Source organism: Flammeovirgaceae bacterium SG7u.111 (assembly GCA_034044135.1).
Classification (GTDB): Bacteria; Bacteroidota; Bacteroidia; order Cytophagales; family Flammeovirgaceae.
Window position 1 is genome coordinate 5,144,709 of sequence record CP139021.1, and the last position, 13,784, is coordinate 5,158,492.

Here is a 13,784-nt window from a genome sequence, read left to right on the forward strand (position 1 = left end):
TTTTTACAGGAGTGCTTGACCAATATCATCTGTCAGGGAGAAAGTGGGTGTTAATTTTGACACATTGAAATTGGATTAGAAACAAACACTTTAAAAAGAGAAATAATATGTCATATCGATTCATGAGTGCAGAGGAAGCTGCAACTTTTGTCAGAAACGAAGACAATGTAGCCTTTAGTGGTTTTACACCTGCAGGCTCTCCAAAAGCAGTTCCTACTGCTATTGCCCAAAGAGCAAAAGCTGAGCATGATGCTGGAAGACCATTCAAAATCGGGGTTTTCACTGGTGCATCTACCGGCGACTCACTTGACGGCGAGCTTGCCAGAGCCGAGGCAATCAAGTTCCGTACGCCTTACCAATCTAATCCTGACCTCAACAAATTGTTGAATGCTGGTAAAACAGAGTATTTCGACATGCACTTGTCTCAAGTTGCTCAGGAGATGAGGTACAAGTTCTTAGGCGATGTGGATGTGGCCATCATAGAAGCAGCTGACATTAGCTCAAGAGGTGAGATTGTATTGACATCTGGTGTGGGTATTTCCCCAACTGCCGCCCGCTTGGCAGACAGGATCATCATAGAATTGAACAGAAATCACCCTGCCGACATCAAAGGCTTGCATGATGTGTATGAGCTACAAGATCCTCCTTACCGTCGTGCAGTGCCCATCTTCACGGTAAAAGATTTGTGCGGAACACCAACATTGAAAGTTGACCCTCGCAAAATTGTAGGCGTGGTAGAAACCAACAGACCTGATGAAATCGGTGCTTTCTCTGCTGTAGATGCCACCACCAAAAAAATTGGGGAAAACGTAGCCAACTTCTTGGCTAGCCAAATTAAAAACGAAACTATTCCATTGGAATTTTTGCCAATCCAGTCTGGCGTAGGGAACATTGCCAATGCCGTTCTTGGTTCGTTGGGCGAAAACATGGATATCCCTCCGTTCACTATGTACACTGAGGTAATCCAAGATTCTGTAATCGACCTTATGAGAAATGGAAACGTTACTTTTGCCAGTGGATGTTCGCTCACCGTTACCCCAGATAAATTACAAGATATTTACCACGACCTTTACTTCTTTAAGCCAAGGTTGGTACTTCGTCCGCAAGAGCTTTCCAACAACCCTGAAGTTGTTCGTAGACTTGGGCTTATCACCATCAACACGGCTCTGGAAGCAGATATATTTGGTAATGTGAACAGTACGCACGTATTGGGAACAAGAATGATGAATGGCTTGGGCGGTTCCGGTGACTTCACCCGTAACAGCTTCTTGTCTATTTTCACTTGCCCTTCTACGGCAAAAGGTGGTGCCATCAGTACATTAGTTCCTATGGTATCTCACTTCGACCACTCTGAGCACAGTGTAAAAGTACTTGTGACGGAGCAAGGTGTAGCCGATTTACGTGGACTGTCACCTAACCAGCGTGCCGAGACTATCATCGAAAACTGTGCTCACCCAGACTATAAGGAAATGCTTCACGACTACGTGAAACTAAGTGATAAAAAAGCGCACACACCTCACAGCTTGAAGTCAGCATTCAAAATGCACTGTGAGTTTGCAGACACCAAAGATATGCGCAATACAGACTGGAGCAAGTGCTTGTAAGTCAGCATAAAATGCATTTGATTATTTTTCTAAGTTAGGATTTAGATACTCAAACACCCTTTCGATATGCTTCGGAAGGGTGTTTTTTCATTCACAAAACATCCGTTGCCCGCCCCTAGATACAAGTATTATTAACTTCTTTTAGGCTTTAACACTTCCCTTACATATGTAGAAAAAGAATTAGAGAAAAGATACCAGTTATAAATATCCCAAAAACCTTGATCATAACCTGAACAAGATCTAAACAGCAATTCTCAAAACAATTGACCTACTTTTTAGCTTTATCTATGAGCACTCCTCAATTAAATTAACTTTACTTTTTTTGGATGTGGATATTAAGAGTGGGTTTAAAAAAGTATTTTTACTTGTAAAAAATCTGTTTAAAAGCTACCCTTCCTTCAAACTGCCAGCTTAAAAATATCTAATACAGACATTGTTTCAAACAGGTTCAAAACCAAGGGATTACAAGATTCCTATTTTTATTTTATCTAAAAATTTTACTATTATTTTATAAAAAATTAATATTTTGCTATATTCAATGCGGATAAGACAACGTATTAAGGTTTTTTTTGCGAAAAACCTAAACAAACACTAGCAAGTCAAGAAGATATGGTGAATGACACAGATTTATTCTCAAGTTACGATCAAACTGGAGAGTTTCATGATGAAGTATTTGGTAAAGAAAGCTCAGTCAGGCAAACGTATGTTAAAACAGTAAACCACTTTAAAGGGCTGAACAAAAAGGACATAAAAGCCCTAACTGATTACACAACAATTTCTTTTTTTAATCAAGGTATCACATTCAATGTCTACTCCGAAAACAAAGGGGTAGAGCGGATTTTTCCCTTCGATATTTTCCCTCGGATCATCCCCAACAAAGAGTGGGAACAGGTAGAAAAGGGAGTTATTCAACGAACCCAAGCCATCAATTTACTCCTCAAAGACCTTTACAATGAGCAGAAGATTTTGAAAGATGGTATTTTGCCTAAAGACCTGATCCTCGGCTCTAAGTCATATTGCAAGCACATGAAAGATTTTACCCCTGCGGGCGGTGTGTACACCCACATTTCGGGTACTGACATTATAAAAGGAGACGATGGGGAATATTTCGTATTGGAAGACAATGTAAGAAGCCCTTCGGGTATCAGCTATGTCCTTTCCAATAGGCAGGCAATGAAGCGGACATTTACCGACCTTTTCTCCAAATACAATGTACAAGCCGTTGACGATTACCCCCAACAGTTACTCAATAAGTTGCTGAGCGCCGTGCCCAGAAGATCATCCAACGAACCTACTTGCGTACTTCTCACACCCGGCATTTATAACTCTGCTTACTACGAGCATGCCTTCTTGGCTTCGGAGATGGGTATAGAGCTGGTAGAAGGCAGGGACTTGCGCGTAGAAAACGGGTTTGTGTATATGAAGACTATTAGCGGCGACCAAAAGGTAGATGTGATCTACCGAAGAATTGACGATGACTTTTTGGACCCTAAATATTTTAATAAAAACTCTATGCTAGGCGTGGAAGGCCTCATGGATGTGTACAAAGAAGACAAAGTTACGATTGCCAACGCTCCTGGCACAGGTATTTCGGACGATAAAGCGGTGTATGCCTATATGCCAGAGATCATCAAGTATTACCTTGACCAAGACCCTATCATCAAAAATGTACATACCTACCACTGTGAGCGTGAAGACGATCGCAAATATGTGCTAGAAAATATGAGCAAACTGGTGGTAAAGCCCGTAGACGAATCGGGCGGATACGGTGTGATGGTAGGGAGCAAAGCCACAAAAAAAGCAATTAGCGATTATCAAAAGCTGATTTTGGCAAACCCTAGAAAATACATTGCCCAGCCTATAATGCCCCTTTCAGTACACACTACTTTTATAGACAAATCGAAGACTTTTGAACAGCGACATGTCGATTTGCGTGTATTCTCGCTAGTGGGCAAAGAGGATGTTTTTGTCTGCAAAGGTGGACTAAGCAGAGTCGCACTCCGCAAGGGAAGCTTGATTGTAAATTCATCGCAAGGAGGAGGTTCTAAAGATACTTGGGTACTCGATAAAGATTAAGTATTATTGGCAACCTTTTCATAGATATAATACAGAAAGGGCAACCACATTTGACCAATTTCACACTTGCACTGCCACCACTAACGGCATAACTTTCACTTACTATTTACTTACAACAAAGAGGCTTTAACATAAATAATGGTATAGACGCCCTTATTTTCTACAACCTCAGAAATGGGTTTTCCTCCTTGGCATGAGGCAGGGCTAAACCCCAGTGATTTTTTAATAGTCAAACATAAAACTACAAGAAAAATGCTAGCACGAATAGCAAATAACGTGTTTTGGATGGGTAGGTATCTTGAAAGAGCAGAACACTTGGCCAGATATAGCAGGGAACAGTATTTCACTACGCTCGATGCCCCTTACACAATCAATAAGAAATTAGCACTTGAGTCCATCTTGAGAATGGGTGGCTCTTATGACGAATACAGAGAAAAGTACGATAACATCACCAGTGAACGTGTTTTTAACTTCACCACTAGGGATCCCGATAATGTAATGTCCATACAAGAGATGATAAAGATAGCTAGGGAAAATGCCCGAAGCGCAAGGTATAAGCTATCGGACGAGACGTGGGAGGCGATCAACAAATTTTATCATTACGTGAACGAATGTGCTTCTTTGAAATTCCGCGACGAGCAACGTTACGATTTCTATCAAAGCATAATTAACAATACCTATATTACAAAAGGGTTCATCACAAACACCCTCATGAGGGACCATGTATGGACCATCATCAATACGGGTGTCCATCTCGAAAAAGCAATCCAGATAAATAGGATGCTCATTTCTCGCTATACCGATCTTTCTAGAATGGATTCTGAAAAGCTGATCACCCCTGTGGAAAACTACCTTTGGGCTACCCTGCTCAAAACCACAGACTGTCTAGACATTGCCCGTAGGGTGTATAAATCGGAGATTAACAAGAATGTAGTCTTGCACTTTTTAATTCTCAACAAACAATTTCCAAAATCTATTTTGCACAACCTAAAGTCGGTGATCAGAAGCCTGCACTCACTGGAATCTAAAGAAATGGAAGTCGGTTCATTGGAATTTGAGGCAGAAAAACTAGAGTCAAGAATTAAGTTTTTGACCATGGCCGAAATACGAGCAGCCAGTGACGAGGAAACACTCAAATACCTTATAGAATGTTTGGACAAGTTAAACCAGCTTGCGGTAATGTTCGAAAAAAAGTACTTGAGTTGGTAAAGAAATTTAGATTTGCAAAATCATTCGACTACTCCTAATCTTTCTAAAAACGATCTTCTAAACAGACAGTAATATGGCTATACGAGTAGCAATAAAACATAAAACCCGTTACGATTACGATAGATTTATCAACCTGTCACCTCATACTTTTAGGTTGCGGCCCGCAGTGCATAGCCGTACAAAAATTGAAGCCTATTCGCTCAACATCGAACCAAAAGAGCATTTTATCAACTGGCAGCAAGATCCTTTTGGCAATTACCAAGCAAGGGTAGTTTTTCCCGAAAAAACAAAGTCCCTTTCTGTTGAAGTTGAAGTAATTGCTGAGCTAGCAGGCATCAACCCTTTCGATTTTTTCTTGGATGAGTATGCTGAGGAATTTCCTTTTAAATACAAAGACCAAATAAAGGAAGAGCTTACTCCTTACCTCAAAATTTCGGAGGAAAGTCCTCTTTTAGATAAGTGGCTCGAAAAAATTGATTTAAAAACAAAAAGAAGAACCGTAGACTTCTTGGTGGAAATAAACCAAGCTGTCAACAAAGACATTGCCTACTCCATCCGTATGGAGCCAGGTGTTCAGACTTGTCAGGTAACACTTGAAAAAGCTCTTGGTTCATGCCGTGATTCATCTTGGCTTCTCGTCCAGATTTTCAGACATTTGGGCTTGGCGGCTCGTTTTGTTTCTGGCTATTTGGTACAGCTCACCTCAGATCAAAAATCGCTCGATGGTCCTTCTGGTCCTGAAAAAGATTTTACCGACCTTCATGCTTGGGTGGAAGTTTATATTCCGGGCGCTGGTTGGATTGGGCTCGACCCAACATCGGGCTTGTTTGCCAGCGAAGGACATATTCCTTTGGCATGTACGCCAGAGCCGGCAAGTGCCGCGCCGGTAGAAGGGGCGACGGACAAAACCGAAGTAGAATTTTTCTTTGACAATAGCGTGGAGCGTATCCACGAAGACCCACGGGTAACTCTGCCATTTTCGGAGGCGCAATGGGAAAAAATATACGACCTCGGCCTTAAAGTTGACAAGGACTTAGAAGATGGTGACGTAAGGCTTACCATGGGTGGCGAACCTACTTTTGTTTCTATTGACGATATGGAATCAGCCCAATGGAACTCAGCTGCCGATGGACCGCACAAGCGAGCCTTGGCCAGCCAGCTGATAAAAAAGCTGAGAAATGAATTTGGAAAAGGGGGGCTTCTCCACTATGGACAAGGAAAATGGTATCCGGGCGAAGAGCTTCCTCGCTGGAACTTCAGCTGTTATTGGCGTAAAGATGGTGTACCAATCTGGAATGACGAGACCCTCCTAGCAGACAATGCCACAGACTATAAACACACCCCACTAGATGCCCTAAATTTCATGGCTAGGCTTGCCAAAAGATTAGGCATTCCAGTTAAAAATATTGTTCCTGGCTACGAAGATGCTTTTTACTATGCATGGAAAGAAGGAAGCTTGCCAGAAAACATCGATCCGCTAAAGTTCAACCTCAAAGATTCTCTTGAGCGAAAAACTATTGCCAAGGTACTTGATAGAGGTCTGGACACACCAACAGGCTTTGTTCTCCCACTCCAGTGGAACTTGCAAGACCAAGATTGGGAATCGGGTAAGTGGAAATTCCGAAGGGAAGACATGTTCCTCTTCCCCGGCAACTCTCCCATGGGCTTGCGCTTACCGCTCGACAGCCTTCCTTGGGAACCCAAAGACAAAAAAGAGGTTCGGTTTGACCAAGACCTTTTCCGAGAACTTCCCGAGCTTGCCAACTTTTTTAAAGAAAGTGAAGCAGAGGAAAAGAAGAAAAAATCAGCTCCGGTCCATACCGTCGTTCGCACAGCGCTTACTATTGAGGAAAGAGAAGGAAGAGTGCATATCTTCATGCCCCCCCTCACCCACTTGGAACATTACCTCGACCTCATAGCCAAGGTAGAACTTACTGCAAAGTCTATGAAAATGCCTGTGCTGATAGAAGGGTATGAGCCACCAAAAGACTATCGTGTAGAAAAACTTTCTGTCACCCCCGACCCGGGCGTAATAGAAGTGAACGTACACCCCGTCACCAATTTCAAAGACTTGGTGTACAACACCGAAACCTTGTACGAAATAGCAAGGACAACCCGCTTGGGTACTGAAAAATTCATGCTCGATGGGAAGCACTCAGGTACTGGAGGAGGCAACCACGTCACCTTGGGAGGAACTTCCCCTGCCGATAGCCCGATGTTGCGCAACCCGAACTTGCTCAGGAGCCTGATCACGTATTGGCAGCACCATCCCGGACTTTCTTACCTCTTCTCAGGGGCATTTATAGGCACCACTAGCCAAGCACCAAGGGTAGACGAAGGCCGTGACGAGATGCTCTACGAGTTGGAAATTGCCTTTAGCCAAATTCCAGAAGGCGAAGAAGTACCTTTTTGGCTGGTAGATAGGCTTTTCCGAAACCTACTTATAGATATTACGGGAAATACGCACCGTGCCGAGTTCTGTATAGACAAACTCTACTCGCCCGACTCTAGCTCAGGCAGGCTCGGCATTTTGGAAATGAGGGCTTTTGACATGCCTCCTCATGCCCGTATGAGTGTATTGCAAGTATTGCTTATCCGCGCACTCATCGCTTGGTTTTGGAAAACTCCTTACAAAAAGAAACTAGTAAGATGGGGCACGGAACTTCACGACAGGTTCTTACTCCCACATTATGTGAAACAAGACATTGCCGATGTGGTGGATGACCTCAAACAAGCAGGTTATGATTTTGATCTTAAATGGTTTGATTCGTTCTTCGAATTCAGGTTCCCACACTACGGCACGCTAAACCTCAAAAACATTGAAGTAGAACTACGAAGCGCCATAGAGCCTTGGAACGTATTGGGGGAGGAAATGAGCAACATGGGCACAGCCCGCTTTGTAGATTCTTCCCTAGAAAGGCTTCAAGTAAAAATTTCGGGGCTTACGGACAACCGCTATGTTCTTACGTGCAACGGCAACCGAGTACCACTCAAAAGCACGGGTACAAAGGGGGAATATATTTCGGGAATTAGGTACAGGGCTTGGCAACCGCCATCGGCTTTGCACCCGACCATTGGCGTAGATACCCCGCTTGTATTTGACTTGGTAGACACTTGGAACAACCGCTCTATTGGTGGGTGCACATACTTCGTAACCCACCCTGGAGGAAGGAGCTACGAAATATTCCCAATCAACGCATTTGAAGCTGAAGGGCGGAGAATCAACCGTTTCTGGGATTATGGCCACACGCAAGAGCCACTTGAGGTTAGACAAGACCAAGTTGAAACATCGAAAGGCGTTTTTGTAAACGCTCCATCTTCTACAGAAAGAAAAGTGGAAGCAAACAAAGCAGGACAGTTTGTGGATTTGGCAGCAGCTATCCAAAACCCAGAATACCCTTATACACTAGATATGAGGCTTACAAAAAGCAAAGGAAAATAGACAACGGTTCTGATTACAAGGCACGCTGATCACCAATCTTCCAGCGGTACAATGCATGTAGAGAAGTAGGTTTGCCCCTATCTCTCTACATGTTTTATATAAGGGGATAGAGGAGATAAAATAAAAAGCTCAAAACCAAATAATTACTAGAGCATAAGAACATCTTAACAAAAGGATGTTCACTATTTATCAAAAGCTTGGTTAACTTCAAACAATCATCTACCCTCGATTGAATTAGTAAAGCATAAATGGAAACCGATATCAAACATCCAAAATTCTTAAAGCACTACGCCCGTTCATTGTTCACTTACGATGAAATGATGGACGAACGTGGGGAGATTCGAGAACATTGGAAACCGTTCCATAATGTACTCAAAGAGTTTTCAGAAAAAGATTTAAGTAAACGGCAAAAGGAAATCAACCAGTTGCTCCGTGAAAATGGTGTAACTTATAATGTATATAACCGCTCCCAAGAAATGGACAGGCCTTGGGAGTTAGATCTCGTTCCGCTCATTATTCAAAAAGCTGATTGGGAGATCATAGAAAAAGGCATCCAACAACGGGCGGAGTTGCTCAACCTGATTTTGAGCGACCTGTACGGGCAGAGAATGCTGGTAAAAGAAGGCTTGCTGCCCATTGAATTAGTGTACAGCCACAGCGGCTTTTTGAGGCAATGCGACGGCATAAAATTCGACAACAAATACCAACTCATTATCTACGCCTGCGATATGGCCCGAGGGCCCGACGGACGTATGTGGGTGATCAATGATCGTACACAAGCACCTTCAGGTTCGGGCTATGCTCTCGAAAACCGAGCAGCAATGTTGCGTGTAGCACCTGACCTTGTCAGACCAGTAAACATTGCCAAACTTTCGGGCTATTTCAGTCATATTAGCGATAGCCTTCCGGGGTTGTTAAACCAGCATAAAGAAGATGCAAGAGTAGTTGTGCTCACTCCAGGGTACTACAACGAAACTTATTTTGAACATGCTTACCTCGCTTCCCAACTGGGCTACAAGCTAGTGGAAGGAAGTGATTTGATGGTAAAAAACAAAACAGTTTGGCTCAAAACGCTGAGCGGTCTCGAAAAAGTTGATGTGATCATCAGAAGGTTAGATGATTCCTACTGCGACCCACTTGAGCTCAGGCCAGATTCTCAATTGGGCGTCACAGGCTTGCTCTCTGCCATTAGGGCAAAAAATGTCTCGGTGGTGAACCCGTTGGGAAGCAGTATCTTGGAAAACCCAGGGTTATTGCCTTTCCTTCCGGGAATTGCCAAATTCTTTCTCAATGAAAAACTTATCCTTCCTTCGGCTGCAACTTGGTGGTGCGGGCAAAAGAAGGAAATGGACTATGTAATTGAAAATGCTGATAAATTGGTCATCAAAGCCATTGACAGGGGCTTGGGCTTTAGTTCTTATTTTGGAGATAAGCTCTCCAAAACAGAACTAGAACAGCTAAGAACTAGAATAAGAACAACCCCACATAACTTTATTGGCCAGCAGCAGGTGAGCTTTTCAACCGCCCCTTCTTTGGTAAGAAACCATTTGAAACCGCGCTATACTGTACTCCGTAGCTTTGCCTTTGCAGGGAAAGACGGGTATAAAGTGATGCCCGGAGGGTTAAGCCGAAGCTCGAGCCATAAGGAGAACTCTTTGGTATCGAACCAACTTGGCGGAAGAGGCAAGGACACTTGGGTAATGGAAGATTTGCCCAAACATCCACCTAAAATTATACTTAGCCCACTTACCAACAAGAGCATTCAGCCTTTGCCTAGTAGAGATAGCAGTGCGCTTTCGAGCAGATCCGCAGAAAGCCTTTTTTGGACAGGCCGCTACCTACAGCGCTCGCTCTTTACTGCCAGAATGCTGAGGATTATTCTCCAAAATTTTAACCAAAATAAACTTTCGGGAAAAGAAACGGTGGAATCGGACGACCTGAAAGGATTGCTCCGTGCCCTCACGCATATCACCATGACATACCCTGGCTTTGTAGGAAAAGGGGGAGAAAACAAGTTCGATTGCCCTGAGCGAGAAATCATATCTGTTGCGCTGAATGCGAAGCGTCCTGGCTCTTTGGCAAACAATCTTCTCTATCTTAAAAATAATGTTTTTGCTGTAAGAGACCAATGGTCGAGAGATGTATGGAGGTTGATAGAAAACGTGGAAAACCAATGGGAATACATTTCAAATAACCAACGGATTAGGATCAGGAAAGTCCAAATTATTTTGGATTATATCATTACCACTTTGGTTGCCTTTTTGGGACTCAACGCTGAAAATATGCAGCGCGACATGGGCTGGTTCATGATGCAAATTGGCAGCCGACTGGAAAAAGGCTTATTAAATATTGCCTCGATGAGAGCCTTATTAGTTCCTTGTTACGATGAGCAAACAGAATCTACCCTGAACGAAGCCCTACTCAGCCTCAATGAAGGCTTGGAAAGTTACCGATCAAGGTACAAGTCTCATTTCCATGTTCCTTTCGTACTCGAAATGCTTCTTTTTGATAAGTATTATCCAAAGTCGATTGCTTATCAGTTTGAAAAGTTGGGCAACTATATCAATAGACTTCCCAACAAATCGGGAGGATATGAAATGGACAAGGAAGACCAACTTATACTCGATGCGTACACCAAAATCCGATTGGCAAAATTGGACGATCTGTCAAAAGCTTCGGACGAGGCTTTCCTAAGAACAGAACTTGATGATTTGTTGAAATTTGCTGCCGGAAGGCTAGCCGATACGGCCAATGTGATCACACAAAATTACTTTAGCCATACTCATATTCAACAGCAGCTTACCGAAAACATTATTGATCCAGAAATATGAGGTTTCTCTTATCACATAAAACCATATATGACTACGGAGGCTTCGTAAACCTTTGCCACAACGAAGCAAAGCTTACCCCTCGCCAACTCGAGAACCAACAGTGTATTTCGTTCGACTTAAAAATCGACCCTAAACCTCTTGACCTTACCGAGCGTGTAGATTTTTTTGGTAACCGAACCTATTATTTTAGCATACAAGAACCACACGAGTCTCTCACGGTAACAGCGGAAAGCTTGGTTGAGCTCAAAGCCCCAAAAGTCCCTTTGCTGAAGGACAGCCCTACTTGTGCAGAAGCAAGGCAAATAATTTCAGAGAAAAGTACCGATGAAGACTTGGACGCCATCCAGTTCATTTTACCTTCTCAGCTCATCAAACCCTTCGACGACATTGAAGCCTATGCCCGAGAGTCTTTTACCGACGATCGTCCTATTTTGGAAGCTGCAATGGAGCTTACCGAGCGTATTTTTAAAGATTTCAAATTCGTACTCGGCTTCACTTCTGTGACCACGCCATTGCGCGATGTAGCCAAGCACAAAAAAGGCGTTTGCCAAGACTATGCTCAGTTTGCCATTGCCTGTGTCCGGTCAGTAGGTTTGCCTGCAAGGTATGTGAGCGGCTACATAGAAACCCTTCCTCCCGAAGGCGAGGAAAAAATGATTGGTTCGGATGCATCCCATGCTTGGCTTTCGGTATATGCACCAGGCATAGGTTGGGTAGATTTTGACCCGACCAACAACCAAATGCCCAAAGAACAACACATCACTATTGCATGGGGCAGGGACTATCTTGACATTACCCCTTTCAAAGGTGTAATTTTCAGTAGTGGCACGCACAAAATGGACGTGATGGTAGATATGAACCGAGTAGAAGCTCCCCACGAAGAAGCATAACATTCATCTAAACCCCATTTTTGAGAATACAAATGGGATTTCAGTAACCTCCACCACTACTTTCTCTCACCTAAACCATATATTTGTAGGAATGATAGGTAGCAAACCTTAGTACCAAAGATTTTTAGGTATTTTTTTAACTTACACAAAAGTCCACCAATATACTATAAATGTTAAGCGAGCAAATCATATTACGGGCAATCTTCGAATCCTCCGCCGAGGGCATCATTATTTCGGATAACAAGGGCGAAATAGTAAAAGCCAATCCTAAAAGTGAAAAAATGTTTGCCTACGACCGAGGTGAGCTAGTGGGCAAAAAAATAGAAGACCTAATACCCAGCCGTTTTTTAGCAAACCACCATCATTACCGAGAAGGGTTTTATGAAAAGCCCAAGCCTCGTTCCATGGGAAAAGGTCTTGACCTTTATGCCAAAAGAAAAGATAATTCGGAATTCCCTGTAGAAGTTAGCTTGAGCTATTCTAGGATTGGGGACGAGATGTTGGTCATTGCCTTTCTAATCAATATTACTGAACGAAAAAAGGCGGAGAAACAGCTTCTACAAAGCGAGGAACAACTTCGCTACTATATGACAAACTCTCCAGCGGCTATTGCCATGACGGATTGCGACCTCAAATATTTATTGGTGAGCGATCGGTGGATAGAAGAGTATAAGTTTGAACAAAAAGACCTCGTAGGTCTCTCCCACCCCGAAGTATTTCCAGACTACCAAAAAAACTGGGATACTGTCTATGAAAAATGCCTTAAAGGAGAAATTATTCGCTGCGAAGAGGATAAAATCCACCGGAGTGACGGCACTATAGACTGGCTCCGCTGGGAAGTACACCCATGGCGCGATGCTAATGGCCAGATTGGCGGGCTTATCATGTTCAACGAGGTGATAACCACTCGGAAACTAGCAGAAGAAGCCCTCAAGAAGAGCAGGGCCAAACTAAGGGACTACACCATCCAACTAGAACGAAGCAACCGTGAACTGGAAGATTTTGCTTATATCTCTTCGCACGACCTCCAAGAGCCGCTCCGAAAAATCCAGACATTTGGGGATAGGATAAAAAGAAAAGAAGCTGAAAACTTAACGGAAAAGGGGCAAGACTACCTCAACAGGATGCTTAGCTCGGCATCCCGAATGCAGAAGCTAATCAACGACTTGCTCACTCTTTCGAGGGTTTCCACTAAAATGAAAGCTTTCGAGACTGTAGATCTCAACCATATATTGGAAGAGGTGTTAAGCGATTTGGAACATTCTATAGAAAGAAATAAAGTTACTATCACCATAGATTCACTACCAAAAATAGAAGGCGACCCCACGCAACTCCGCCAGCTTTTCCAAAACCTGATTTCTAATGCTATTAAATTTAAAAAAGACGGAGAAGACCCCGTAATAACAATTGAACTAAAACAACCAACAGATAGTACTGAAGATAAAATAGAAATCCATGTGAGAGATAATGGAATTGGGTTTGATGAAAAGTACCTAGACCGTATCTTTAATATATTCCAGCGGATAGCAGGCAGACAGTACGAAGGTTCGGGCATCGGATTATCCATTTGCAAGAAGATTGCCATTAGGCACGGAGGCAACATTACTGCCCATAGTACTTCAGGTGAAGGATCAACATTCATTGTTATCCTTGCCGAACATGCTAGCGAAAAAAATGCAAACTAAGTATCGTTTCTAGAGATTATATTTGTAGAAACCGAATAACTATCTAT

The 13,784-nt window shown here is 43.0% G+C and carries 7 protein-coding genes; all 7 read left to right on the plus strand.

The window, feature by feature from the left end:
* The first annotated feature begins 107 nt into the window (after positions 1-107).
* The 7 genes from R9C00_19955 to R9C00_19985 all read left to right on the plus strand — a co-directional run bounded on the left by R9C00_19955 (position 108) and on the right by R9C00_19985 (position 13,737).
* Positions 108-1,604, plus strand: coding sequence for an acetyl-CoA hydrolase/transferase family protein (locus tag R9C00_19955; GenBank protein WPO33975.1), 1,497 nt, complete (start codon positions 108-110; stop codon positions 1,602-1,604).
* 609 nt (positions 1,605-2,213) lie between these two features.
* The gene (locus R9C00_19960) at positions 2,214-3,680 is read left to right on the plus strand and encodes a circularly permuted type 2 ATP-grasp protein (GenBank protein ID WPO33976.1); all 1,467 of its coding nucleotides are present in this window, start codon (positions 2,214-2,216) and stop codon (positions 3,678-3,680) included.
* A gap of 252 nt (positions 3,681-3,932) precedes the next feature.
* Entirely contained in the window at positions 3,933-4,889 is a 957-nt protein-coding gene (locus R9C00_19965; GenBank protein WPO33977.1) for an alpha-E domain-containing protein, read from the plus strand.
* Between the two features lie 73 nt (positions 4,890-4,962).
* Positions 4,963-8,331, plus strand: a complete 3,369-nt coding sequence (locus R9C00_19970) for a transglutaminase family protein (GenBank protein ID WPO33978.1) — start codon at positions 4,963-4,965, stop codon at positions 8,329-8,331.
* A 248-nt stretch (positions 8,332-8,579) separates the two neighbouring features.
* Complete coding sequence (locus R9C00_19975) at positions 8,580-11,162, plus strand: circularly permuted type 2 ATP-grasp protein (GenBank protein WPO33979.1); 2,583 nt, start codon at positions 8,580-8,582, stop codon at positions 11,160-11,162.
* Positions 11,159-12,052, plus strand: coding sequence for a transglutaminase family protein (locus R9C00_19980; GenBank protein ID WPO33980.1), 894 nt, complete (start codon positions 11,159-11,161; stop codon positions 12,050-12,052). The genes R9C00_19975 and R9C00_19980 overlap by 4 nt, the downstream gene beginning before the upstream one ends.
* A 170-nt stretch (positions 12,053-12,222) precedes the next feature.
* On the plus strand, positions 12,223-13,737 hold the full coding sequence (locus R9C00_19985) for a PAS domain S-box protein (protein WPO33981.1): 1,515 nt from the start codon (positions 12,223-12,225) through the stop codon (positions 13,735-13,737).
* Positions 13,738-13,784 lie beyond the last annotated feature (47 nt).

What these genes read in the sequence shown, in the direction of transcription:
- R9C00_19960 (WPO33976.1), top strand. Translation starts at nt 2,214, where the DNA reads ATGGTGAATGACACAGATTTATTCTCAAGTTACGATCAAACTGGAGAG.
- R9C00_19955 (WPO33975.1), top strand. Translation starts at nt 108, where the DNA reads ATGTCATATCGATTCATGAGTGCAGAGGAAGCTGCAACTTTTGTCAGA.
- R9C00_19965 (WPO33977.1), top strand. Translation starts at nt 3,933, where the DNA reads ATGCTAGCACGAATAGCAAATAACGTGTTTTGGATGGGTAGGTATCTT.
- R9C00_19985 (WPO33981.1), top strand. Translation starts at nt 12,223, where the DNA reads ATGTTAAGCGAGCAAATCATATTACGGGCAATCTTCGAATCCTCCGCC.
- R9C00_19975 (WPO33979.1), top strand. Translation starts at nt 8,580, where the DNA reads ATGGAAACCGATATCAAACATCCAAAATTCTTAAAGCACTACGCCCGT.
- R9C00_19970 (WPO33978.1), top strand. Translation starts at nt 4,963, where the DNA reads ATGGCTATACGAGTAGCAATAAAACATAAAACCCGTTACGATTACGAT.
- R9C00_19980 (WPO33980.1), top strand. Translation starts at nt 11,159, where the DNA reads ATGAGGTTTCTCTTATCACATAAAACCATATATGACTACGGAGGCTTC.